The sequence below is a fragment of the Streptomyces sp. NPDC002588 genome, from assembly GCF_040295925.1.
GTDB lineage: Bacteria > Actinomycetota > Actinomycetes > Streptomycetales > Streptomycetaceae > Streptomyces.
Window position 1 is genome coordinate 191,002 of the sequence record NZ_JBEOWF010000010.1, and the last position, 23,496, is coordinate 214,497.

Genomic DNA, 23,496 nt, shown 5'->3' on the forward strand with positions numbered 1-23,496 from the left:
ATCAGGCGTCGGATTTCGGCGAGGCTGAGGTGGATGGGCTGGGAGGATCCGTTTCTGCTTTGTCCGTGTCCAGCTGGCGGGCCCGCAGGACGGTCAGGCAGGCGTGGGCGGCCATGGCCAGGGTCATGTGGCGGTGCCAGCCCGGGTAGCGGCGGACCTGGTAGTCGTCCAGGCCGCATTCCTGCTTGGCGGTCTGGAAGCATTCCTCGACTGCCCATCGGCTGCCCGCGATGCGGATCAGCTCGTCCAGCGTCGTGTCGGCGGGACAGTAGGCGACGTAGTAGGAGGTCTCCTCGGGCCTGCTGACACTGCGGCGGGCGAGAACCCAGTGCCGGCGGTCCTCCCGGTGCCAGGGCCTCACCTCGACGCGGGCCCAGTCGAAGATCCGCCGGCCATGGGCTCCTTCACCGCAGGAACGGCGTTTCCATTTCTGCCGTGGCAGGCCGGGAAACAGGTCGTGGACGGGGTGATCGATGGACCAGCGGGTGACGACGGTGTCGTGCCGGGTGGTGGCCATGACGTGGAAGACATCGGCCTGCTCCAGCTCGAACCGCCACCCCTTGCTGTAGCCGTAGGCGGCGTCCGCCGTCACCCAGCTGAACGGGACCTTGTCGGCGATGGCCCGGCGGACCATCGCCTTGGCCATGGCCACCTTCGTCTCGAAAGCGACACTGTCGTCGATGCCGGCCCGGCGACAGCGGGCCCGGTCGTCCGTCCAGGAGGTGGGCAGATACAGACGGCGGTCGATCAGAGTGCGTCCACGGCCGGTGGCGTAGGCGAGGAACACACCGATCTGGCTGTTCTCGGTGCGGCCGGCGGTTCCGGAGTACTGCCTTTGCACGCCGGCCGAGCGGATGCCCTTCTTCAAAAAGCCGGTGTCATCGACGATCAGGACGGCGTCCCGGTCTCCGAGGTGTTCCACCACGTAGTCGCGTACGTCGTCCAGGACCTCGTCGGCATCCCACTCGATCCGGTTCAGCAGCCGGTGGATGCGATCGGGGCCCGCGTGACCGGCCTCCTCCGCCAGCGTCCAGCCGTTCTTCCGCTCCAGCGGCGCAACCAGCCCCCGCATATAAGCAAGCGCCGACTGACGCGGCTCCTCCCGGTTGAACCGGTGCACGAACCGCTCATGCAGTACGTCCAGCTCTCCGGCCCACAACCTGACTTCAGCAAGGTCCCCACCCATAACCACACCAACGAACGAGCTGGCCAGCAGTCACGGCAAGCACCGTTGCAGTACTAAGGCACCGCTGGGCTGCCCGGTGCTGGTGCTGGGCGGTGCGCGGGACTGGGAGGACGAGGACCGGCTCGGCGAATGGCGGCACCACACGACCGGCCCGTGCGAGGTGCGGATCCTGGCTGGTGGCCACTTCTACTTTCGCGACGGGCCTGATGTCTTCTTCGATGTCCTGTCGGACCGTCTGACCCGCCTCGCCCACAGCCTGCCCGACACCTGTTCCACCAACCCGTGGGAGACACCCGTGCCCGACGAGATCATCGACCTGCGCAGCGACACCGTCACCAAGCCCACTGCCGCGATGCGGGCCGCCATGGCGGCAGCCGAGGTCGGCGACGACACCCTGGGCGAGGACCCCACCGTGATCCGCCTGGAGCAGATGCTCGCGGACGCCTTCGGGTTCAGCGCGGGCCTGTTCCTGCCCAGCGGAGTCATGGGAAACCAGCTCGGCCTGCGGCTGCTGGTGCCGCCCGGGCAGGAGTTGCTGGCGGACGCCGACTCGCACTTCCTCCTCTACGAGGACGGAGGCGTCGCCTGGCACGGCGGCATCCTGACCCGCACGACCGTGTCCGAAAACGGGCTGCTCGACCCCGCCGTACTGGCCCGGATGATCCGGCCGACCACCCCCTACGGCACCGGCACCAGGGCGGTCGCTGTGGAGAACACCCACAACGCCGGCGGAGGCGTGGTCTATCCGCTGGAGACCCTTCAGGCGACGCGTACGGCGCCTGCTTCGACACGCTCTCCCTCTGTGTCTCCAAAGGGCTGGGAGCCCCGGCCGGCACGGTCCTTCTTCTCGACGCCGACCGGCTGGAGGAGGCACGGACGATGCGCCACCGGATGGGCGGGTCGATGCGGCAGAGCGGGATCCTGGCCGCGGCTGCCATCCACGCTTTCGAGAACCACGTTGAGCGCATGGCTGTGGACCACGAGAACGCACGGATGATCGCCGCTGTGCTGAACGACAGCGGCCTGGACGTGGGCACACCTGAGACCAATATCGTGTTCGTGCAGGTACCCGACGTGGGTAGGGTTCAGGCAGCCTGCGCGGCCGCCGGGGTCAGGGTCTCCGTGATGACGCCGACGAGGGTGCGGCTGGTGACACATCTGAACGTCACCGCGCAGCAGTGCGAGAGGGCGGCGTTCACAGTGACGAAGGCCGTCTCCGAGGCGGCCGAGCGGGCCTGAGCACCGCCGACCGCCGATCACCGAAAGGCCCGAGGTGCCGTTACGAGTCTGGCTGTCCGCCCGCTTCTTCCTGTTCTTCCTGACCTGGAGTTCGTACCTCTCCTACTGGGGCGTCTGGCTGCTGGCGTCAGGCTTCCGGGCCACTCAGGTCACAATGGTGGTGACCGTGGGGCTGGTCGCGCGGTCGTTCTCCATCGCCTTCCTCTATCCGCTGCTGTGCCGACTGACCTCGCTGCGGCGGCTGTCCAGAGTGTTGGTATGGACGTCGGCGGGTCTGAGCACCCTGTATCTGACCGACCCGGGGTTCGGGCCAATGATCGCAGTGTCGGTACTGGTCGGCATGGCCTACCCGCTGTTGATGCCGCTCAGCGAGACGCTGGCCACCATCGGTACGGCGGACGGCCACGTGGACTACGGCAGCGTCCGCTACTTCGGATCGGCGGGGTTCATCGTCGGACTCGGCATCTCCGGGGGCATCGAGCGGCAGTTCGGCGATACGGCGCTCGTGTACGTCTTTGTCGTGGGGTGCTCCGTGATGGCGCTGGCCGACCTGGTGCGGCCCACCACATTCCCCGAGGGCCGTACCGCCATAGCGGGCGGCGGGCGGCGCCGTCTGCTGCGCCAGCCCGGTTACGCCCTCGCGCTCGGCAACTCGGTCCTGCTCCAGGGCGCGCACGCCGCGTACTACGCCTTCGGGGCCGAGTACTTCCACACGCTCGGCGTGTCCAGCGTCGAGGTCAGCCTGATGCTGGCCCTCGCCGTCGCATGCGAGCTGCTGCTGTTCAAGTACGCGGGACGGCTCCTCGGCCGGCGCTCCGTCCCCGTGCTCTTCGCGATGGCCGCCGGGATCTCCCTCCTGCGCTGGGGCCTGCTCGCGGCGCCGGTCCCGGTGACGATCGTCGTCCTGACGCAAATACTGCACGCCGGCACCTTCGCCCTCACGCACATCGCACACGCCCGCTCTGTGCAGGAGCACGTGCCCGGACAACTCTGGGCCACCGCCCACGGCCTGTACGCGGCCCTCGCGATCAGCCTCGGCGTCGCAGCCGTCACCACTGTCACCGGCCCCCTCTACGCCGCCTCTCCGCACTGGGCGTTCTTGTGCATGGCCGCTGTCTGTCTGCCTTGCCTGCCGCTGGCTCATGTCCAGGCCCGTGTCTTCGCGGGCGCGGGACCGGTGGAGGGGGCGCAGGGCGGTGCCCGGTTGCCGGGGGCAGCGGGGGTGGGTGACCCCGCGGTTCGGCCGTGACAGCAGAACTCCTTGCCCTGCTTGGGTGGGAGCCTGCCCTGCGGCGCGGAGATCCAGGGCACCGGGACCGGCTTGCGCACCGCCCGGTCCGCACGCACCGTCCGAGGACCTCCACCGGCAGCCCGGCCAGAAGATGGGCCATGCGCGGGGCGTTGCTGTTTGTCGGCATGGCGGCAGAGTTGAGGACTCCTCCGGCTCTGGGGCTGGTCGAGCAGGTCTGTAGGGCGGTGCCCGACCGCGGCGCGGGGCGGTGGCAGCTGTATCTGACGCATGAGCAGATGGAGTCGGCTGCATACGGGTTCTGGCTGCACCAGCAGACGGGATCGGCGGCGGAGGCCAACCGCTTCGCACGCGGATACGGAGTCGTCCACCAGTCGGAGGAACGCTCGGCTGGTGGACGGCGGTCGCAGCCGCTCTAGAAGGAAGCGGCCGTGGATGTCGGGGCGGTCGGCGGCTGTTCCGGTGGGTGACTCCGGGATCGTCTTGTGACCTGGCATCGCCGCCTCCGTCTACTTCGCCCGCTGGCAGGAGGGAGGCGTCTTCGATCAGCTCAACAGTCTCCTGAGCCGCCAAGTCCGCAGGCAGGAAGGCCGGGAGGCCGAACCGACCGTCTGCGTCATCGACTCGCAGAGCATCAAGACCTCCACCAACGTCCCCGCGGCCGGCCAGGGTGTCGACGCGGGCAAGAAGATCGTGGGCCGCAAGCGGAGCATCGTCATCGACACCGTCGGTCTGCTCGTGGCAGTACTGGTCACGGCCGCGAGCGTGCAGGACTCCGTCGCCGGCCAGGCCCTCATCGAGAAGGTGGCCGCAGAGCATCCCACCGTCCGCAAGACCTGGGTCGACGGCGGCTACCGCCAGCACCTCGTCGAGCACGCCGCGACCCTCGGCATCGACATGCACATCGTCCGCCGCGATTCCACCACCAGGGGTTTCACAGTCCTGCCCCGCCGCTGGACGCACCCTGGGCCGGCTCATGAAATCGCCGCCCGGCCCGCGACTACGAAGCACACCCCCACCGCTCCGAAGCCATGGTCCACCTCGCAATGATCAACCTCATGACACGCCGCCTGACCGCGGAATCCACCCCGACCTGGCGCGGCCCCTGAACCGCCCTCAATCCGGCAATCCTGGACGAAACGACGGGAGAAAACACCCTCTCAGAAGCTGTCCGACAAAGCACTGGCCGCGGTGCGGGCCCCGGTCGAGCACGGCTTCGCCCATCTCAAGAACTGGCGCGTCCTCGGCAAGGTCCGCACCGACCCGAACTGGGCGACCGCGCTGGTGCGGGCCCTGCTCGTGCTGACGAACCGGGAAGTCGCCCGCTGACGGATGATCTTGTCGGTCGACTACCGCTCCGGACCTGCCCGAGCTTCCTGATGCCTACGCACACCAGGCCGTCTGACGTGCAGTTTTCATGATGCACGGGTCTCAGTGCGCCGCGCACTCCCGCAGACCGCTTTCGTCATCGCCATCCCATATCCCGGGCTCGTCTGCGGCATCCTCACCGTCGACCAATACGTCGACCTCTCGCCGACGGCCCGCATTACCCCTTTGAAAGCTTCCCTGCCACGACGTCCTGGCAACAATGCTCCCCATGCGATCACTTGGGAGCCTGTCGACCGCGAGGGCCCCGAAGTGGCGCCCTGCCGGGGCGACGAGGGCATTCGGTCACGGGACTTCGGGCTCGCGGACGGCGGACCTACGGGATCCTGAAAGCCGGCTGGGGCGGCCCGTCGTCAGCCCTGGGTGGCCTGGTTGGCGCCGTAAGCACGGCTGAGGGTGTCTACGATGCCTGCCTTCGCCTCCTGGAACTGTGCATCGTCAATGCCGGACTTGCGCAGGAATTCGATGCCCTGCATGGCCGTGAGCAGGCTCAGCGCGGCCTTGTCGATGTCTGTGTCCGACCGGATCTCACCTGCGGCCCTGGCCCGCTGCAGTGCGGTCGTGAAGACGGCGATGATGCGGTCGTACGTGCGCCGGGCCGCTTCGCTGACGTCATCGTCGTGCCGGGCCAGCGCGGCGGCCGAGCCGGAGAGGTAGCAGCCGTCCTCGGTCAGTCCCGGGCGGCCGCTGTCACCGTAGGTCACCGCGGCCATGAGCCATTCCCAGGCGCTGTCGGCAGACTCCTGGTCGGCCTGCAGCCCGTTCATCTGCTGCTCGCAGTAGTCCCGCAGGCTCTTCACGAACAGGCCGTGCTTACTGCCGAAAGCACCGTACAGACTCTGCGACGCCACCCCCGTCGCCTCGCAGAGGTCCGCCATGCTCGTGGCCGCGTACCCGGTGCGCCAGAACTGCTGCCGAGCGGCCTTCAGCACCGTGCTCTCATCAAATTTTCGTGGTCGCGCCATGGGGAGACTCTACCCCCCAATTTGAGTACGCGACCAAAAATGGCGGCGCCGGACCCTGGCGGGCCGTCCACCCGGAGGCGGTGGAGCAGGTTTTTGGTTGTTCGACCAGAAACCGTGTTACGGTGGCGCCATGCCGCGTACCCCTCGGCGGGCCGACGCGACTCCTCAAACGAATCAGGTCGAAACGGTGCTCCATGGAAACCACGAGCATCGGCAACACGGAAAGCGGAACGAACCATGAACGAAAACGACCTCCACGCGCAGCGCGAAGCAACAGCCATCCAGTACTTCCGCCTGGTCGATGCCGCCGATCCGGCACTCCTGGAACTCTTCGCGGACGACGCGCAGATGTTCTTCCCGAAGTTCGGAACCGCCAAGGGCCTGGCGCAGATCGGGGCCTTCGCCCAAGGCTTCGCCCGGGGCATCGCTGACATCGAGCACGACATCGCGCACTTCAACGTCCTCACGTCCGGCGACTACGTCGTCGTCGAAGGGGCCGTCAAGGGAGAGACGACATCCGGTGTGGAGTTCCCCGACGGATCCTCATCCTTCGGACTCTTCTGCAACGTGTTCGAGTTCCAGGGCGAAAAGATCAAGAGGCTCCACATCTACGAAGACCCCGACTTCGCAGGCACCCACACGGACGGAGTGTCCTGGGGTCAGTCCGTACGTGACAGCATGTAGCCGGCATGACCTGTTCGTGACCGCACCAAGGGCACCGATGGGCTCCGCTCCCCCCTGCGCGTCAGCGGCCAGCCAGATTCCCCCGCTCGGGCCACTTGAGAACTCCTAACGAAATGGCGCACTCCACTCGGAAGTCGCTGGCCAGCTGAGGCGGAGGTGCGTCAAGATCGTCTCATCTTCGTGGGAGGCGGCGTGGTAACGGCTGGGCAGTTGGATCTGGCTCTTTTGTGCGATGACGAAGGCAACAGTGTGCGCATCACCGTGCTTGGCCCCTTGCAGGGTGTGGCCGGTGGGCTCGCCGCAGAGATTGTCGTCGACACGCCGTTCGTGGCCGGCCGCGTGGACCTCTCGTTGTGGCGATCGCGGCTCACCTCGTGGGCCGAGGCATTGGACCGCCTGGAGGCCGGTGAGGACATCGCCTGGTTGCACGTCCAGCGCGGGCCATCCGTCTACATCCACCTGAACGGTGAGCGTGACTGCCCCGAGGTGGTGGTTGAAGACAAACTGATCTCGATGACGACCGTGCGGGTGCCCATCGATCTGCCGTCCGACTGGGTCGCAACTCATCGGGGCTTGCTCAGCGCCGTGCTCGGCGCCTGGGACGGGCACCTGTCATCGGAGTGAGCTCAGCCTGCGCCAGCAGATCATGGAGCATCCGAGACTGAGCAGGGCCTCGTGGATGTCGTCGCGGATCTCCCAGCGGATCCGCAGGCGGCGGAACCAGTGCAGATGTGCGAATGCACGCTCCACCACCCAGCGTTGAGTCCCGAGCCCTGACCCGTGCTCAGTGCCCCGGCGGGCGATCACCGGCTTCACGCCGAGAGCCCGGACGAGGCGGCGGTACTTGTCGTGGTCGTAGCCGCGGTCACCGAGCACAATGTCCGGGCGCCGCCGGGGCCGGCCACGCCTGCCGCGCACCAACGGAACGGCTTCGAGGAGCGGGATGGGTTGGGTGACGTCGTTGCGGTTGCCGCCGGTCAGGGTGACGGCGAGTGGGATGCCGGTGGCGTCAGTGATCAGGTGGTGTTTGCTGCCGGTTCTGCCCCGGTCGGCAGGGCTTCGTCCAGTCTTGGGCCCCCCTTCAGCGCCCGGATGTGAGAGCCGTCGACCGCTGCCGGGGAGAAGTCCAGCACGTCCGCGCTGCGCAGCTTCGCCAGGAGTTCCTGGTGCAGCCGGGGCCGCAAGCCAGCCTCGGTCCACTCGGCCGGGCGGCGCCAGCAGGTCATGCCCGAGCCGAAGCCGAGCTCTTGCGGCAAGTGTTCTCACGCGACCCCGGTGTGCAGCACGAACGGGATGCCCTGGAACACCAGCCGGACCGGATGCCGCTTCCGCCCTGGATGCCGAGTCCGCTGCTCGACCTTCGGCAACAGCGGTTCGATCACAGCCCACAGGTCGTCATCGACGTCCCACAGCTTCGGCCGAGCCACTCGCACCCCCAGATCAACACTCCCAGGGCGATCCAACCACCTCAAAGATCATTTCGTTAGGAGTTCTAAGCCACCTCTGCGTATTCGGGCCGGGTCGGTGCTCACACTGCAGGTCCGGCCCGACTGTTGTGTTCGTACCGGCGTACACGCGCTCGGGGCCCGCCGCCCCCAGGCTCTCCAACCCGGGCGGCGGGCAGGCACTCGCTGAGGAACACCTGATGACCACGATGCACCCCGACGGCGGCCGAGGCCAGGACGTCCCGGTCTCCGTGCTGCTGAGCAGCACGCCGGTGGACTTCCTGGCGCAGATCGAGCACGAGTCTGTCTGTCTGCGGCGCGAAGCCCGGGCCGTGCGGCGTCGGCTGCGCCGTGAGCGCCTGCACGAGTTGCGTGTGCGCGTCGTCCGATTCGCGGTGAAGACTGGTGCCACGGGGCTCGCGGCGGCCGGGACGGCGGTGTTCGTCGCGGCCGCCGTCGTCCTCGTCCTCGGACACGTGACCGAGGCGATGGAGCTGTTCGTCATCGCGACCGCGGCCTGGGCGGGCGGGCGTTGCCGCGGCGCAGTTCTTCCGCGTCTGGCCCCGGAGGGGCGAAGGCTCTCCCGAGTCCTGCGGAACGCCCTTTCAACGTCGTCCAGGGCGTGTTTCGAAAGTCCCGCCTGCCTGGCGGCGTCTGGCATGCACTCCCCCAGAGGGGGGACCCCAGCCGCGTTGTCGGGCGCGCCCCGATACATCCAGTATCGGGGCGGCCCTCCGCCTTGCGATCGCACGCATCAGACGCCGCCAGGCCTGCCCTTCGGGCAGACGACGCCACTTTCGAAACACGCCTTAGTTGGACGCCGTGCTCGTCCCAGTTCGAGCACGGCGACCGATGTGGTGTCGGTGGAGGCACCGAGCCTGAGTACCAGGACTGCCTGGAGCGTTATCCCGACGGCTGCAACTGCCACTTCCCGCGCCCGGGATGGCGGCTGCCCGCCCGCACGGAGGGCTGACCGGGAAACGGCCCGGTACTCGCCTCGCCCGGTCGCCTTCGGCGCCGGGCGGGGCGGAGTAGCAGCCCGGGCCCGCTTTACCTGAGTGCTGAGCTCCTGACAGCTCGCGGTGAGGCGCCCAGTTCCCTGTGGCAGGTCTTGTTGAACGCCTGGAGGTCGGGGATGCCGACGGTCGCGGCGATCGCCGGGATGGCGAGCGTCGAGGCGATCAGGAGGTGCCGGGCCCGTTCCATGCGGCGGCGCCGGATGTAGCCGACGACCGTGAGCCCGGTGTGCTTACGGAACAACCGCGTGAGCTGCGTGTGCGAGATCCCGGCGGCACGGGCGATGTCCGGAACGCCCAGCGGGGCGGCCAGGTGCTCTTCGATGTGGGCCATGGCCGTCCGCAGCGCAGGATGCCGGGACTCCTCGCCGCTCCCGGAGGCACCGGCCAGGCCGGTCATGCGCCACAGCACGGTCCAGAGCTCGGCGGCGGCCCGCGCCGGGCACTGCGTGTCGGCCGCGACCGTCTGCCGCAGCAGCCCGCGGAGCACCGCGGCGTCCGGGCCTGCGTCCTGCATCACCGGAACGCGGCGCCGCTCGCCCTCGCCCGGCAGCCGGAAGTGCGCGTACAGGTGCTCGCTCGGCGTGGTGTCGTAGTGGAAGTGCACCTCTGTGTCAGGCGGAACGAGGCTCACGTGCCCGGGGCGGATCGGATGCCGGAAGCCGCCGAACTCCAGGGTGCCGGAGTAGCCGTACAGATGGAGCTGCCACAGCCGCGGCAGCCGGAACACGTCGTGGGGGCCGGCGTACCCGTGGACACCCACGCCCGCGTTCGCCACCTGGGGAGGCAGGTCGAGGGTCAGCTCCACGGAATCCGTCATGGCGGAAATTTACCAGTGGACGCCGATTGCAGCCCACTACTTCGGGCCTGCCTCTTCCTACGGTTGCTGTATGCCAACCACACGACAACTGCTGAGTTCTGCCCAGGTGGCGCGGTTCGTGGCCCAGGGTTTCCTGCGCCTGGACGGTGTCGTGCCCCGGGAGCTCAACGAGGAGGCGCTCGGCGTCTTCGCCGCGGGGCTGCCTTCCGTGCCGTACGGCACTCCTGTACCGAAGGCGTTCCCTGAGGGCTCCTTCACTCGACGGCTCGTCGAACTCCCCGCCGTCGCGGGCGCGTTGGAGAGCCTGCTGGGTGCGGATCCGACCGTCGACCACCACTACGTGCACATCCGCGAACCGCGCCAGGGCAGCGCGCAACCACTGCACGCAGACGCCCTCATCGACGTCCGCACCGACGCCTTCGACGTGCAGCTCATGTACTACCCGCAGGAGGTCACCGCGGACATGGGCGGCACGCTCATCGTCCCCGGCAGTCATCTGCGCCGTACCAACGAGTCCGACACCGGCCGCTACCAGAACCTGCGCGGCCAGACCCGCCTGACCTGCCCGGCGGGCACCGTCATCCTGCTCCACCACGGCATCTGGCACGGCGGACGGCGCAACGACAGCGACACCGTCCGCCACATGTACAAGATCCGTTTCAACCCGACCGTGCCACAGGTGCGGCTCTGGGACACCGCGGACCTGTACGACCCGGCTGTGCGCGAGGAGTTGGGGCGCACCTTCCCCTGGTACGAACCGGCCACCGGCCGCCTGGAGATCCACAACCGGATCAAGCTCTGGCGCTTCCTGTCCGCCGACCCCGACTTCGACATCGAGTACTGGGCCACCCGGATCGCCAACCGGCCCGCGCAGAGGAGCAACGCATGACCAGTTCGAGCACCGTGCGGCAGCAGGTCCTCGTCCTGTACCTGGGCACCTCCGCGCTCGACTCCCCGGTCGTCGGATGGGCCCGCTACGACGGCGCCGGCGCCACCCGCCCCACCACCGGCGACAGCGACGAGCCGCCGTACGAGAGCGCCGTCGCCGCACTGCAGGACGGCTGGCGCCTCATCCAGGCCGCCCAGCTCATCCCGCCGTATCCGGGGGCCGAACACGAGACGTCGTTCCTCAAGCACGAGTTCTTCTTCGAGAAACTCGTTGCGGTGTGAGCCGAGCTGCACCGCCGCTCACCTGGGGCGCGGCGTCGGGCGCCGCTCCAGGGCGATTTCACTTGCCGCGCCGGACGTGGGCGAGCGAGGCCAGTCCCGTGTCGATGAGTTGGGCTGCGCGTCGGACGTCGGCGCCGACCACCTCGTTACAGCTGCTCGGGGGCCTGGACGCGGTTCAGGTGCCTGCGTAGCGCCTGGAACTGGATGGGCCACAGGGCGAGCAGGGCGGCTGCGGCGATCTGCATCTCGGGGTCGTCCGGGCTCGTCTCACTGCGCCGAGCCAGGACTTCGGCGGCTACGGCGGCCTGCTGGTCAGCCATGTCGCGCTGATAGGCCCGCAGCGACGGAGTGGATCTGATCAGCATGCCGAAGCGCAGAAGCATGTTCTTCGCCTGGGCGAGGTCGTCCTGTTCGGTCAGCCAGGATGTGATGGCCGCCAGCTCGCCGGACAAGATCTTCAGCACAGTCTCGACCGGCGAGAGAACCGGATCGGCCAGTGTGGTCCGCAGAGAGCCCAACGTGGCCTCGCCCAGGTCCAGGACGAGGGACTCCTTGGTGGGGAAGTAGTTGAACACGGTCTTCTCCGACACCCCGCAGGCTTCGGCGATCTCGGAGACGCGCACGGCGTCGAAGCCCCGTTCCATGAACATCTCGGTGGCCGTGTCGGACAGCTGCTGCCGCAACAGCCGCTTCTTGCGCTCCCGCAGCCCCTCAGCAGCGGGTTCCGCTCCACTTCCCGGGGGCGGGCTGGTGGAAGGCGGGGAAACGGTGCAGAAGGCGGCCCAGTCCGTCCATCTGCCGGCGGTGCGGGTGCTGCGCGGCGGCGGGAAGGGCCGACAGGATGTCGGTGCGCGTCATCGGCGCGGGCGCACGGGCGAGCAGCCGGGCGACAAGGGAGAGCACGTCGTCTCCGGGGACGCCTCGTTCGGCGTCCTTCCAGGTCGCTGTGGGCAGCTCGTGCCGGCCGTACGGCTCGGCGAGAGTCTGCAAGACCTCCATGCCGACCCGGGAGAGCGTCGCGCGGGCCTGGGGGAACCGGGCGCGGCGGCGGGCGGCAGCGGAAGTTCCGCACCGCGTGGGCCGGGTACCGCCCCCGGGCGGATGCCGTCTGCATCACTTCCGCTGCTCATGCCGGCCACCTCGTATTCAGTCGTGCTGAGCGGCGCGGGTGGACGTCGGACTGCCGAGTTCCGCAGTTCGGGGAGGTGAGCGGGGACCGCCGCCGCTGTTCGAATCCGGGGCGATGGGCGGGAGCGGGCTCAGTGTTCATGGTGTCCTCCGTTTGGCCGGCTGGTTGGTACTGGTGCTCTAACTGATGGTTTCAGAATGAGATCCGGAGGCAGCGAGGCACATGCGGTGCAGCCGGTTGAGGCGAGGGTCTGTCCGGCTTGCCCCATGCGGCTCTGTCTCACAGCCTGACCCACGGCGGCCGGCAGCCGCACAGACTTGCCCGTCCGGCCGGGGCGCCGTGCATAGTGTGCTCATGGATCGATTCGTGGGTCAGGCCCGCCTCGAATGGTGGGCCAATCACGCGACGTGCCTTGAGAAGTACGACATCGAAATCACCGTCGCTGTCGACGCGGTCGGCACGTGGCGGGCAACCGGTCGGCATGCCAATGCCCTCGACACGACCCAGCGCGAGGGTTGGGACTTCCTCATGGAGATGGACCCCTACTTCTCCATTGTGTTTCCCGGCGAGGACAACGGCGGGATCTTGGTGAGAGTTTTCGAGGCAGAGGATGGAACTCTCACGCTCACGGAGGCGCCGGACGGGGACGGTTCGGTGTGAACATCACCTTCGACCTCCCCTGAGTTCAGCCCCCCAAGGGCGGGAATCGACTTTGCCGCCCTGCCACCGCCTCCGGCATGTCGCCCCTCGCTGACCTTTCAGAATGAAGTTCGGAGACGGCGAAGGCATATGAGGCTGCAGGCCAGTTCGAGCAGGCCCTGGTGCAGGTCCGCGCGTCGTTCGTAGCGGATGCGGAGCCGCTTGAACTGGTGCAGCCAGGCGAAGGCGCGCTCGACGACCCAGCGCACCTTGCCCAGTCCGGAACCGTGGGCGACCCCGCGTCGGGCAATCAACGGCTTGATGCCCCGCTTCCACAGCAGGCGGCGGTACTTGTCGAAGTCGTAGCCCCGATCGGCATACAGACGCCGGGGCTTGCGGCGTGGGCGTCCTCGCAGGCCCCGAATCGCTGGGACAGCGTCCAGCAGCGGCAGCAACTGGGTGACGTCATGTCGGTTCCCGCTCGTGAGCGTGACAGCGAGCGGAATGCCCTGGCGGTCGACGATCAGATGGTGTTTGGAGCCGGGACGGGCACGGTCGACGGGCGAGGGGCCGACGTGATCCCCCCTTTCAGGGCCCGGACATGCGACCCGTCCACGGAGCAGTCGTCCAGGTCCAGCAGGGCGGCGCGGCGCAGTTCGGCCAGCAGGGCGGCATGCAGACGCGGCCAGACGCCGGCCTCGGTCCAGTCCCGCAGCCGACGCCAGGCCGTCACCCCGGAGCAGCCCACGGTCTCGGCCGGAACATCGCGCCAAGCGACACCAGTCCGCAGCACGTACATGACGCCCGCGAGGGCGGCCCGGTCCGGAACCCGAAGTCGACCCGGGTAGCGACGGCGCTGTTCGGGAGCGGACGGCACAGCGGAGCCACCCGCTCCCACAGGTCATCCGGAACAAGATCAGCACGCACTCGGAACACCTTGCCGATCAAGATCACCGAGCACGAGACCCACAGCTCAACTCATTCTGAAACGATCAGTTAAAGGAACTCACGGGATGTCTCGCGGTTGTCTGCTGCCTGGTCTCGAACGTAGTTCACGCATGCGTGGGCTCTGCCTAGATCAGGGCACGTGGGAACGGGCTTCCACTGATGCTGTGCTCCGTCACAGGTATACCGCTCAGCAGGAAGGCCGTGGAGATGTCTCTGTCGCGCGTGGGAGCCGGGCCGGATGCGATTTGGCAACTGTCATGCTTCCGGGCGGACTTCTACGACTGCTTGACAGGACGGGCGGATGCTCTGTTCGAGCTGGCCGATGCCCTGCTGTGTACGGACGGACCGGTGAAGACCCTGGTCGGACTGGCGCTGGCGCCCGAGCACCGGCGTGGGCACGGTGCGCTGTACGCCGGTCTCAACCAGGGCCGCATCGAGGTCGCCCGGCTGCGAAGGACACTGGCCTCGGTTCCGTTGCCGCGGGCTGCCGACGGGCGGCTGGTCCTGGCCGTGGACGTCTCGCCGTGGCTGCGACCGGACGCCGCCACCAGCGATGCGCGCTCGTTCTGCCATACCTACGGCCGTGGCGAGAACAAGCACCTCATGATCCCGGGCTGGCCATGCTCGTGGATCGTCGCCCTGGAAACGGGCCGCTCCTCGTGGACCGCACCGCTGGATGCCGTGCGGCTGCAGCCCGGTGCCGACCTCGCCGCCGTGACCGCCGACCAGGTCCGAGACCTGGTCCACCGCCTGATCACAGCAGGCCAGTGGCATGACGGCGACCCACTAATCTGGATTGTGGTCGACGCCGGCTACGACGTGATGCGCCTGTCCTACCTCCTGCGGGACCTGCCCGTCGAACTCCTCGGACGTCTCCGCTCGGACCGGGTCATGCGCCGCCCCGCACCCCCACGCGTCTACGACCCGAAGGGCGGACGACCGCCCAAGCACGGCAGCGAGTTCATCTTCAAGGACACCAGGACCTGGGGCGCCCCTGACGCGGAGACGAAGACCACCACGACCCGCTACGGCACCGCCCACGCTCAGGGCTGGCACCGCCTTCACCCCGAGCTCCAACAGCGTTCAGCCTGGCGCAACCACCCAGGCAAACTCCCCGTCATCGAGGGCACCGTGATCCGCCTCCAGGTCGACCACCTGCCCAGTGGCGGTGAACCCAAGCCCGTATGGCTGTGGTGGTCACGGCCCGCAGCCGAATCCGAAGACATCGACCTGGCCTGGCAGGCGTTCCTCCGAAGGTTCGACATCGAGCACTTCTTCAGAATGATCAAGCAGACCCTCGGCTGGACCGCCCCGAAACTGCGCGATCCCAAGGCGGCGGACAACTGGACCTGGCTGATCATCGCCGCCTACACCCAACTCCGCCTCGCCCGCCCCCTGGCCATTGACCTTCGACGCCCGTGGGAAAGGCCAGTCCCCGCGAACAGGCTCACCCCGGCCCGGGTCCGCCGAGGGTTCCGACACCTGCACGTCAAAATCTCAACGTCGGCCGGAGTGCCGAAACCCTCCAGACCGGGCCCCGGACGCCCACCTGGCTCGAAGAACCGCCGCCCAGCCGAACGCTACGACGTGGGCCTGCTCCTGGTCACCGGCGCACTTCACCGCCGACCGACCCACCACAAGGTCGGCACCAAACCACGCCGCACTGGATAAACGGCAAGCTCACAGCACGGCGATCACCACGCCGGCGCATAGGAAGCCCGACGCCACGAACGCCATGCCCAGCGCGGGCCCCAGCATGTGCCGCCGCGTGAACACCCGCGCGCTCTGTGGTTCGTGCGCCAGATACACCACCGGCACCTCCCGCCCGGTCGCCAGTCCCATCCCGACCCCGCGGATCCGGGTCGTGAACTCCACGCGGCAGCCCTGCCGGTCGGCGAAGGCGATGATCGGGGCCACGTTGGCCCCCGAATTCCGTTCTTCCACCGGTACGTTGTCAACCACGACGCCACGGGTGTGTATCCCGTGCCGCCGTAATTTCCGTGCCGCTGCACCGTCCTTAAGTGCTGCACGGAAGAGCAGCACGGCGACTCCCCCGCATATCAAAACCGCCACGAACGCCTTCAGCATGAATGGGTGTCTCTTCCGTCTCGCCAGTCTCGTCTGTACCGCAAGGCTCTTTGAACCCCAAAAGTGATGACGCGTCACCCTGGTGTCAGGGTTGCGGTCGCCGCCCGAACTCGTCCCTCGACCGGGGTTCAGACACAGGCTCCGAGGGGGCGCTTCGGCCTGGTGCAGGGCGAGTTCGGGCTCGTCGAAGCCGAAACGGCCCGGGGCCTGGCCGCCCGGGTCGGCTTCGAGTTCGGTCAAGGCGACGTCCAGGGCGGCGGCCGCCTCCCGGTCGCTGCCCTGCTGGGCGAGGGTGGGCAGCAGCGCCCAGGCATGGAGTTGGGCACGGACCAGTCCGGCCGGGGCCGCGGCCGCGCCGCGCTCGGCGTACGTATACGCGGCGGTCAGGTTGCCGGTGTGGCGGGCCACCCGTACGCCCAGGCCGCCAGCGCCGTGTCACCGCAGCGGTTGGCGTAGGAGACGGCGGTGCCCAGGTGGGTGCGTGCGCCGGCCGGGTCGTCGAGGTGGAAGGCCAGGTTGCCCAGGAGTCCTGAGAGCCGGCCGAGCTGGCGGTGCAGTTCGGTGCCGTCCGTGCCGGCGGGGAGCACCCCGGCCAGCAGGGTGCGCGCGGCGCGGACCTCCCGGAACAGCACCGGGATGGGGTGCTTGCTGTAGTTGAGGTGGTAGTGGTCGGCGGCGGCTTCGGCGAGTTCGGCCACCAGCGGACTGCCCTCGGGTTCCGCCAGGAGCGCGAGCTGGAGGGACTCTCTGACCGACGGGAGCCCAGCATCGGTGGTCATCGGATCCGCCCCTTCCTGCTATGCGGCAGCAAGCTGGAGGAGTTCCGGAACGCCCTGGGCGTCCTGGTAGTGCTGGAAGCGGGGAGAAGGTCGTCGACAAGCTGCACGCAGCGGGGTGCTCCGATGCGACGTGCCAGGAGCAGGGATTCGGTGGCGGCGGCCGCGGCGGGCTCGGGTTCCTTCAGATCGAGATAGCTCGCGGCACGGTAGGCGAGAAACACACCGCGGGTCTTGTCCCGGGCCGGAGGCAGCAGGCCTTCGCCTTCGGTAATCAGCCGGTGAGCGCAGCCGATGTCGCCGAGGTCCAGGAGGGCCTGGCCGGAGTCCACGGCGAGATCGGCTTCGGATACCCAGGCGCACCAGGCCGGTCGGTCGGCGCCGGCGTCGCCCAGGTGTTTCTCCGCCGCGGCAAGGGCACGCAGCACGGCGCGCCGTTCGCTCCGGTCACCCTGTGCAGCGAGGGTGCGGGCGAGGCGTAACTGGAGCAGGCAGCGGGCGGCGGGGTTCTGGGCGCGGGTCAGGGCATAGTTGAGGATGTTTGCCGCGGTGGTGTGGTCCGTGCGCCATGCGGCCTGGTAGGCGAGGTCGCCCAGGAGGCCGGCGCCCATGTCGTGGTCCCCGGCTGCGTGGGCGTTGTACAGACCGGCGATCCAGTTCTGGCTGGCGTGGGTGTGGCGGTCCAGGTCGAATCGGTGCCAGGCGACAGTCTGGGACAGGGAGGCGGCCAGGGTGTGCAGACGCAGCCCGAGGGCGGGGGCGTAGCGGCCGTGTTCGAGTAGTTCGGTCACCGTGGACAGGTGGGCGTCCAGCAGCGTGGCGGTGTGCTGTCGCTGCTCGGTGGCGTGACTGGCGAGTTGCTGGGTGGTGTTCTCCAGGAAGGCGACGAAGTCCTCGCCGATTGGTTTGCCGTCGCGGGCCTGGGCGAGCGCGCTCGTAGGGTCGGCGGCCCAGTCCGCGGCCAGCGCGGACAGGGTGGCGCCGGAGATCGTGAAGAAGGTGCGGCGGTCCATCGCTGTTCGCATGGCCTCTCTCAGGGCGGGCACGGAGTTGTGGGGTCCGAGCGGGACCACGCCGTCGGCGGTGAGCGGCAGCCAGTTCGGCCAGTCGTCGGCGCGGACGATGTCCGCGGGCCAGCCGAGTGCTTCGGCGATGTAGATCTGGGATTCTTTGTTGGGCTTGATGCCACGTTGCCATTTGCGCACCCGTGCCTCGTCCGTGCCTGGGCGCAGACCACGGCGGGCGGCCGCGTCACGGATACCGGAGACGAACTCTTCCATCGGGTCTGTCAAACGAGCGGTGTAATCGGTGCAGTTGAGGTTACTGACGGGCCGCCGATAGGCGGCCGTCGAAGGTGATGTCGAAGGTGTTCAGCGCGGTCTTCGAGCGCATGGTCCAGCGGGCCTGCCCCTTGCCGGTGGGATCGAGGGACATGATCGCCATGTAGACGCACTTCAGGGCGGCCTGCTCGTTGGGGAAGTGCCCGCGGGCCTTGACCGCCCGTCGGATCCGCGCATTCACCGACTCGATCGCGTTCGTCGTGCAGACGATGCGGCGGATCTCGGTGTCGAACCGCAGGAACGGGGTGAACTCCTCCCAGGCGTTCTCCCACAGCTTCACGATCGCCGGATACTTCCGGCCCCAGGCGTCGGCGAACTCCGCGAACCGGTCCAGGGCGGCCTCCTCGGTCGGCGCCGTGTAGACGGGCTTGAGAAGCCGGGCAATCTTGTCCCAGTCCTGGCGGGCGGCATAGCGGAAGGAGTTCCGCAGCAGATGCACGACACAGGTCTGCACGATCGTCCGGGGCCAGACGGTCTCCACCGCTTCGGGCAGGCCCTTGGGCCCGTCGCAGACCAGCATGAGCACGTCGCTGACGCCGCGGTTCTTGACCTCGGTGAGGATGTGCAGCCAGTGCTTGGCGCCCTCGCCGCCGTCACCGGCCCACAGTCCGAGGATTTCCCGCCGGCCCTCGACCGTGACGGCCAGGGCGACATAGATGGGCCGGTTGGCGACCGCGCCGTCGCGGATTTTCACGTGGATGGCGTCGATGAAGACCACCGGGTAGACGGCGTCGAGGGGGCGGCTCTGCCATTCGGCCATGCCCTCCAAGACCTTGTCGGTGATGGTGGAGATGGTCTGGCGGGAGACTTCGGCGCCATAGACCTCGGCCAGGTGGGCCTGGACCTCGCCCGTGGTCAGGCCCTTCGCGGCGAGTGAGATGACCATCTCGTCGACGCCAGTCAGGCGCTTTTGCCGCTTCTTGACGATCTTCGGTTCGAAGGAACCGTCGCGGTCGCGGGGCACGGTTATCTCCACCGGGCCCACGTCGGTCAGCACGGTCTTGGAGCGTTTGCCGTTGCGGGAGTTGCCGCCGTTCTCGCCCGCCGGATCGTGCTTGTCATAGCCGAGGTGGTCGGTGATCTCGCCCTCCAGGGCGGACTCCAGCAGCCGCTGGGTCAGCTGCTGCAGCAGCCCGCCCTCGCCGGTCAGTTGCACACCCTCGGCCCGGGCGCGGCCCACCAGCTCGTCGATCAGCTGGTCGTCCCCGGTCTTCGGCGACGCAGCCTTGGTGGGCTCCACGGCCTTGGACTCGGACACGTTCTCACTGGTCATCGATGCGTCTTCCATGATCGGGAGTTACACCGAACGTCTTACAGTCCCCACCGTCGCCGCTCCTGCCCAGCGTCTGCCCCGCGGGCGCGCCCACGACCGCTACTGCTGCCTGGCCTGTGGCCTGCCCCTGGAGTACTGCGGCCCCCGCACCCGCCCCGATTACACCGCCCGCTTCCGCCACACCCGCCATGACCCGGACCGCTGCAACGCCAGCGGTCGGCACTACGGACGCCCTGCGGCAGCTTCGGGACACGGCCCGGCATGGCGCGCTAGATGGTTCTTCGATAAGCCCGGCCGGTGGCACAGTGGCTGTATGTGTGGCTGATACGTCTCCACCCGCAGTGCCGAGGATCTGGTCCAGCTCTTCCAGGTCACCGACTGGCGTGCCGAGGAGACGCTCGCGCCGAACTGGAATGTCGCGCCGGCCAAACGATGCGTGGGCTGTCCTCGAGCGCACCGCGAGTGGACATGATGATGCCGCGCCGGAGGGCAGGCAGTTGCGGCCGCTGCGCTGGGGCTTGGTGCCGTCATGGGCGAAGGACGTGAAGATTGGCGCCCAGCTGTTCACCGACAAGATGGGCGACGGCTCTGCGAACTTCGGCATCCTCGCGGACACCCGCACGGCAACGAACGGGCCAAGCGGCACGGAGCGGTGCGGGCGTGCGGCGATCCCGAGCGTGCAGAATCAGCAGGCGTTCAGCGGATTCCCGGCCCCTGCGTGGCGGATGCTGGACGGTGACGGGTTCTTCCTGACCCTTCCGGGCTTCGAGCACTGCACGTCGACCGCGACTACCTGCACGTGGAAAAAGATCGGCTGACGTAGCCCGAGCGCCAGCATGTGAAGGCCGAGATGGGGGGGGCCAGCCTGCGGGGCTGACCCCCCATCTCATACGTGGTCAGCCGGTCAGGGGCTGCCACTGGTCTTCCTGTACCGGGTCGATACTGCTGAGCCACACCAGCGCCCCACCGATCAGGCCGGGTTTGTCCCCCGTGGCCAGGGCGGGGGCCTCGAGCATGTCGGCAGCCCCTTCCAGGTAGGTGACCAGGGTGTCGAGTACTTCACCAGGACCTTCGTTGTAGCGGGACCACCGGCCCAGATAACCGGTCTCGGCGTCCAGGTACAGGCCCGAGGTGCTGTCAGCCGGGCCCAGAGCGACAACCGGAATCCGGGTTGCCTTCCATACGCTGATCCGCTCCTCCTCGGGGCGATCGGTATTGAAGGTGTCCTCGTGAGCCTGGGTGTCCATCTTCAGCCGGTAGGCGGCGGCCACGGCGTCCAGGGTCATCAGAGCCCTATTGCCCGGGAGACATCCCCAGCCATTGCCACCGTCATCGCCCGAGGTCAGCAGCCACAGGACGTGCAGCTCGACGGGTATCCGGATGCCGAGCTCGCCTTCCAGAGCAGCGATGGCGGCGGGACTGGCGCCGGCGCGGAGTGCAGCGTATGAGTCGGGGGCGTTGTGCTTCAGCCAGCCGGTGATGCGCCGCCAGGCATCGGCGACCTCCCGTACGGTGACCGCGGCTATGGCAGGGTCGGCAGGCTGGTCCTGGCCTCGGCCCTGCTCCTGGTCGCGCGCGTCCGTGGAGGGCTCGGTGGAGGAAGCCGCTCTCAGAAACCGGATCTCGATCCGGTCCGGCTCGTGGATGTAGCCGACGGACAGGTCAGGACAATCCTCGAACATGGCGCCGTCAACCGTCACGTTCAGGACACCGGGCAGATTCGAGGGCCGGCCCATGTCAGGGTCGTCGGCCAGCTGGCCTGCCAGGACCTTCAGCGCGTAGGGAACGCCTGCCCCTAATTGGGCGGCGATGTCGCATACGTCCGGCTGGATTTCGACCTTCACAGCCTGATGCTCCTTGCTCGTCGGATGGAGGACGGTCCCCCTCACACAGTAGGGGGTCCGCGCTCACCGGCAGGTGGTGCGCGCGTCCTGCCGTGCGGGGCGGGTCAGGCGGTTGTGGGGTCTCCTGAGAACGGCGCTGATCCCGGGGCGGCGATCTGGGCTTCAAGGTCGGCGACGCGGCGGTCTTGGAAGCGGAGGTTGGAGCGGGCGGCCTTGAGCCGCTCGTCGAGGGTGCGGTTGTCGGCGGCCAGTTGGCGGACCCTTTGCCTGAGGGTGGTGTTCTCGGTGGTGATCCGCTGGATGGATTCCTCGGTCCACTCGGCTTGCAAGTCCCTTATTTGGCCCATGAGTTCGCCGATGCGGATGCGCTGGGCGAGGATCTCGGTCTGGGCGGCTTTGAGTGCGTCCTCGGCGTTCAGCGAGCGCTCGCGCCATATCGCCTCGCGCTCGTCGTCTTGTTCGGCAAGCTTCCGGGACCGCCGTTCACTGGCCTCGGCTAGCGCTGTGGCGATGGCGGCCCGGGCCTCGGGGTTGGCATGGAGGAAGGTGCGTGAGACGTTTGCCCGCCGGGCGACGGACTCGCGGACCCGCAGGAGGGCGGTTTCGGTCTTGCTGCGGCGGGCTGCCAGGGCAGCGGCGGTGCGGGGTTCGGGGACGGTGTTCATGCGACGTCCTGTTCGGGGTCGGTGTCCTCGGTCGTGCATGTATCGCTGTACTCGCTGCCCTCCTCGGTGCCCGCGTCGGCGAGATCGGCGGCGCGGAAAGCGGTGGACCACACGCGGTTGCAGTAGTCCTGGGGTTTGCGCAGGTCAAGAGCGAGGGCATCGTCGAGGAGGCCGAGGCTGGCCAGGACCTTTTCCAGGCCGTTGATGGCGCGGGCGGTGGGTTCGAAGTAGCGGTGGAGGTAGTCGGCGGTGGCGTCGTCGGGGGCGCCTTCGGCCAGCAGCCGCCACTGTTCCCGTTTGCGGCGCCAATAGAGGAGGTCGGCGCCGGACAGGACGAACTTGTCGCAGTTGTGGCAGTCGAGGTTGAAGGGGCAGGCGCCGCCGTTCACGACGGGCTGGACGGTGCAGAACCCGCCCTCGGCGGGAGTGCTGCGGCGAGAGAGGTCGATGGCCGGGGCTTGGGCCTGCTCGCGGGTGAGCGGGGTGGTGTCGCTGGTGAGGAGTTCGCCGGGATTCATGGTGCCGGGTCCGGTGACCCACACGTGCTGGAGGACGTTGTCCAGGTCCGACTGGGTCAGGTGGACGTAGTGCTCGGCCATGCGGTCGGAGACCTGGCCGAGGTAGCGGCGGATGTGCGTCAGGCTCGCGCCGTGCCGCAGCAGCCGGGTGGCCAGCGTGTGCCGGGCCTGGTGGGCGACGTAGTGACCGCCGAGGTCAAGCTCGGCGATCCAGGCGCGGAAGCCGGTGTGGAACCAGGTGTAGGACAGGGCGCGGCGGCCGTCGGGGTTGAGGATGTCGGTGGGGAACAGGGCCAGATGGGCACGCTCGGCAGCAGCGGGTGGGCGGCCGGCGTGCCGGTCGGCGTAGTGGGTCAGGGTCTTTTGGCGGCGTTCTTCGAGCCGGTGAAGGAGATGGTCGGGGATGCGGACGGCCGTGTTCAGGTTGCCGACCTTGGTCTGGTCGTGCCAGAGCAGGGGCAGCCCGCCGTAGTGGCCGACGCAGTCCAGGCGGAGCTGGATGACCTCGCTGGCACGCCGGCCGGTGACGATGATGGTCTCCCACATATCTCTCAGGCCCCGGTCGTGCGGGTCGTAGCCGTTGGCGAGCTGCCGCAGGTTGGCCTCGTCCGCAAGCGCCCGGGCGACCTCGTCGGGGAAGGGGTTGCGGCTGCGGGGCGTGCCCGGGCCGCCAACCGGCATGGCGGCAATGAAGGCGCGGTCCAGGCCGATTCTCTCGGCGCTGCCGCGGTCCAGCGCGCCGCGCAGCAGAGACCGGCCGTAGTTGAACACCATCCGGCGCGAGTTCTCGGTGACCTTCGCCCTTTTGCCGTCCAGGCGGGCCTGGCCGCGGAAGGCCAGGCCGAGGCGTTCGCGGTTGCGCAGGTCCGCGACGAAGCGGTGGACGTGCTCGCCGCGCAGAACGGACGGGTCGTGGCCGCCACCCGGCGCCTCCACCTCCAAGAACGCGGACAGTTCGGCGCCGGCGCGGCGCACGAAGTCCACCGGCTGCGCGCTGCGAGGGCAGGTGGGCGAGCGCAGCACGTCGGCGATGTGCTCCCACAAGAGGTCGCGCAGCCACCGCTGGGAGATACAGGTCAGGTCGACGTAGCTGGAGCGGTGGGAGAAGCGCACCCC

Annotated in this window: 22 protein-coding genes and 5 pseudogenes; 13 read left to right on the top strand and 14 right to left on the bottom strand. The window is 68.5% G+C overall.

The window, feature by feature from the left end; translation table 11 throughout:
• Nucleotide 1: 1 nt before the first annotated feature.
• Nucleotides 2–1,186: an IS701 family transposase gene (locus tag ABT057_RS14090; RefSeq protein WP_352343074.1), complete on the bottom strand. Its 1,185-nt coding sequence runs from the start codon at nt 1,184–1,186 to the stop codon at nt 2–4.
• A 364-nt stretch (nt 1,187–1,550) separates the two neighbouring features.
• Here ABT057_RS14090 and ABT057_RS14095 point away from each other — a divergent pair.
• The 5 genes and pseudogenes from ABT057_RS14095 (at nt 1,551) to ABT057_RS14115 (ending at nt 5,003) form a co-directional block, all read left to right on the top strand.
• Nucleotides 1,551–2,425: pseudogene (locus tag ABT057_RS14095) on the top strand (threonine aldolase family protein).
• A 34-nt stretch (nt 2,426–2,459) separates the two neighbouring features.
• Nucleotides 2,460–3,674 (top strand): MFS transporter, encoded by a 1,215-nt coding sequence (locus ABT057_RS14100; protein WP_352343075.1) that lies wholly within the window; start codon nt 2,460–2,462, stop codon nt 3,672–3,674.
• Complete coding sequence (locus ABT057_RS14105; protein ID WP_352343076.1) at nt 3,671–4,093, top strand: DUF6417 family protein; 423 nt, start codon at nt 3,671–3,673, stop codon at nt 4,091–4,093. Before ABT057_RS14100 ends, ABT057_RS14105 begins: the two co-directional genes overlap by 4 nt.
• 91 nt (nt 4,094–4,184) lie before the next feature.
• Nucleotides 4,185–4,783, top strand: a pseudogene (locus ABT057_RS14110) (transposase); the annotation flags it as partial.
• Between the two features lie 10 nt (nt 4,784–4,793).
• Nucleotides 4,794–5,003, top strand: a complete 210-nt coding sequence (locus ABT057_RS14115; protein WP_502973898.1) for a transposase family protein — start codon at nt 4,794–4,796, stop codon at nt 5,001–5,003.
• Between the two features lie 410 nt (nt 5,004–5,413).
• Here the strand turns inward: ABT057_RS14115 and ABT057_RS14120 are convergent, their stop codons facing one another.
• Nucleotides 5,414–6,025 carry a TetR/AcrR family transcriptional regulator gene (locus ABT057_RS14120; RefSeq protein WP_352343078.1) on the bottom strand — a complete coding sequence of 204 codons (612 nt, stop codon included), beginning with the start codon at nt 6,023–6,025 and terminating at the stop codon, nt 5,414–5,416.
• 237 nt (nt 6,026–6,262) lie between these two features.
• Between ABT057_RS14120 and ABT057_RS14125 the strand changes: the two genes are divergently transcribed.
• Together ABT057_RS14125 and ABT057_RS14130 are read left to right on the top strand one after the other, a co-directional pair.
• Nucleotides 6,263–6,709, top strand: a complete 447-nt coding sequence (locus ABT057_RS14125) for a nuclear transport factor 2 family protein (protein ID WP_352343079.1) — start codon at nt 6,263–6,265, stop codon at nt 6,707–6,709.
• A 192-nt stretch (nt 6,710–6,901) separates the two neighbouring features.
• Complete coding sequence (locus ABT057_RS14130; protein WP_352343167.1) at nt 6,902–7,333, top strand: DUF5959 family protein; 432 nt, start codon at nt 6,902–6,904, stop codon at nt 7,331–7,333.
• On the opposite strand, the pseudogene ABT057_RS14135 reads toward ABT057_RS14130, so the two are convergent.
• Nucleotides 7,322–8,136: pseudogene (locus tag ABT057_RS14135) on the bottom strand (IS5 family transposase). The gene ABT057_RS14130 and the pseudogene ABT057_RS14135 overlap by 12 nt on opposite strands.
• 892 nt (nt 8,137–9,028) lie before the next feature.
• On the opposite strand from ABT057_RS14135, the pseudogene ABT057_RS14140 reads away from it, so the two are divergent.
• Nucleotides 9,029–9,127 (top strand): annotated as a pseudogene (locus ABT057_RS14140) (peptide-methionine (S)-S-oxide reductase MsrA); the annotation flags it as partial.
• 77 nt (nt 9,128–9,204) lie between these two features.
• On the opposite strand, the gene ABT057_RS14145 reads toward ABT057_RS14140, so the two are convergent.
• Nucleotides 9,205–9,990 (bottom strand): AraC family transcriptional regulator, encoded by a 786-nt coding sequence (locus ABT057_RS14145; RefSeq protein ID WP_352343080.1) that lies wholly within the window; start codon nt 9,988–9,990, stop codon nt 9,205–9,207.
• Between the two features lie 70 nt (nt 9,991–10,060).
• Here ABT057_RS14145 and ABT057_RS14150 point away from each other — a divergent pair, with 70 nt between their 5' ends.
• Complete coding sequence (locus ABT057_RS14150) at nt 10,061–10,879, top strand: phytanoyl-CoA dioxygenase family protein (protein ID WP_352343081.1); 819 nt, start codon at nt 10,061–10,063, stop codon at nt 10,877–10,879.
• Nucleotides 10,876–11,160, top strand: coding sequence for a hypothetical protein (locus tag ABT057_RS14155; RefSeq protein ID WP_352343083.1), 285 nt, complete (start codon nt 10,876–10,878; stop codon nt 11,158–11,160). Before ABT057_RS14150 ends, ABT057_RS14155 begins: the two co-directional genes overlap by 4 nt.
• A 146-nt stretch (nt 11,161–11,306) precedes the next feature.
• On the opposite strand, the gene ABT057_RS14160 is transcribed toward ABT057_RS14155, so the two are convergent.
• Complete coding sequence (locus tag ABT057_RS14160) at nt 11,307–11,843, bottom strand: TetR family transcriptional regulator (RefSeq protein ID WP_352343085.1); 537 nt, start codon at nt 11,841–11,843, stop codon at nt 11,307–11,309.
• A gap of 28 nt (nt 11,844–11,871) precedes the next feature.
• Nucleotides 11,872–12,159, bottom strand: a complete 288-nt coding sequence (locus ABT057_RS14165) for a hypothetical protein (protein WP_352343087.1) — start codon at nt 12,157–12,159, stop codon at nt 11,872–11,874.
• A 484-nt stretch (nt 12,160–12,643) separates the two neighbouring features.
• On the opposite strand from ABT057_RS14165, the gene ABT057_RS14170 reads away from it, so the two are divergent.
• Complete coding sequence (locus ABT057_RS14170; protein WP_352343088.1) at nt 12,644–12,949, top strand: hypothetical protein; 306 nt, start codon at nt 12,644–12,646, stop codon at nt 12,947–12,949.
• A gap of 98 nt (nt 12,950–13,047) precedes the next feature.
• Here ABT057_RS14170 and ABT057_RS14175 read toward each other — a convergent pair.
• A pseudogene (locus ABT057_RS14175) lies at nt 13,048–13,855 on the bottom strand (IS5 family transposase).
• Nucleotides 13,856–14,083: 228 nt separating this feature from the next.
• On the opposite strand from ABT057_RS14175, the gene ABT057_RS14180 reads away from it, so the two are divergent.
• Complete coding sequence (locus ABT057_RS14180) at nt 14,084–15,547, top strand: NF041680 family putative transposase (protein ID WP_352343089.1); 1,464 nt, start codon at nt 14,084–14,086, stop codon at nt 15,545–15,547.
• A 9-nt stretch (nt 15,548–15,556) separates the two neighbouring features.
• Here ABT057_RS14180 and ABT057_RS14185 read toward each other — a convergent pair whose 3' ends face one another.
• Genes ABT057_RS14185 through ABT057_RS14200 form a run of 4 tightly spaced genes read right to left on the bottom strand, consistent with a single transcriptional unit; the run spans nt 15,557 to nt 19,353 of the window.
• Nucleotides 15,557–16,372, bottom strand: a complete 816-nt coding sequence (locus tag ABT057_RS14185; protein ID WP_352343090.1) for a DUF3592 domain-containing protein — start codon at nt 16,370–16,372, stop codon at nt 15,557–15,559.
• The gene (locus ABT057_RS14190; RefSeq protein ID WP_352343091.1) at nt 16,348–16,743 is read right to left on the bottom strand and encodes a hypothetical protein; all 396 of its coding nucleotides are present in this window, start codon (nt 16,741–16,743) and stop codon (nt 16,348–16,350) included. The genes ABT057_RS14185 and ABT057_RS14190 overlap by 25 nt, the downstream gene beginning before the upstream one ends.
• Complete coding sequence (locus ABT057_RS14195; RefSeq protein ID WP_352343092.1) at nt 16,740–18,032, bottom strand: NsdA family TPR-like regulatory protein; 1,293 nt, start codon at nt 18,030–18,032, stop codon at nt 16,740–16,742. The genes ABT057_RS14190 and ABT057_RS14195 overlap by 4 nt, the downstream gene beginning before the upstream one ends.
• A 28-nt stretch (nt 18,033–18,060) precedes the next feature.
• Nucleotides 18,061–19,353, bottom strand: a complete 1,293-nt coding sequence (locus ABT057_RS14200; protein WP_352343094.1) for an IS256 family transposase — start codon at nt 19,351–19,353, stop codon at nt 18,061–18,063.
• Between the two features lie 542 nt (nt 19,354–19,895).
• Between ABT057_RS14200 and ABT057_RS14205 the strand changes: the two genes are divergently transcribed.
• Entirely contained in the window at nt 19,896–20,171 is a 276-nt protein-coding gene (locus ABT057_RS14205) for a hypothetical protein (protein ID WP_352343096.1), read from the top strand.
• Nucleotides 20,172–20,249: 78 nt separating this feature from the next.
• Here the strand turns inward: ABT057_RS14205 and ABT057_RS14210 are convergent, their stop codons facing one another.
• From ABT057_RS14210 to ABT057_RS14220, 3 genes are all read right to left on the bottom strand, one after another.
• Nucleotides 20,250–21,197: an SMI1/KNR4 family protein gene (locus tag ABT057_RS14210; RefSeq protein WP_352343097.1), complete on the bottom strand. Its 948-nt coding sequence runs from the start codon at nt 21,195–21,197 to the stop codon at nt 20,250–20,252.
• A gap of 104 nt (nt 21,198–21,301) precedes the next feature.
• Nucleotides 21,302–21,862: a hypothetical protein gene (locus ABT057_RS14215; RefSeq protein WP_352343098.1), complete on the bottom strand. Its 561-nt coding sequence runs from the start codon at nt 21,860–21,862 to the stop codon at nt 21,302–21,304.
• Entirely contained in the window at nt 21,859–23,493 is a 1,635-nt protein-coding gene (locus ABT057_RS14220; RefSeq protein WP_352343099.1) for a tyrosine-type recombinase/integrase, read from the bottom strand. The genes ABT057_RS14215 and ABT057_RS14220 overlap by 4 nt, the downstream gene beginning before the upstream one ends.
• Between the last annotated feature and the right edge of the window lie 3 nt (nt 23,494–23,496).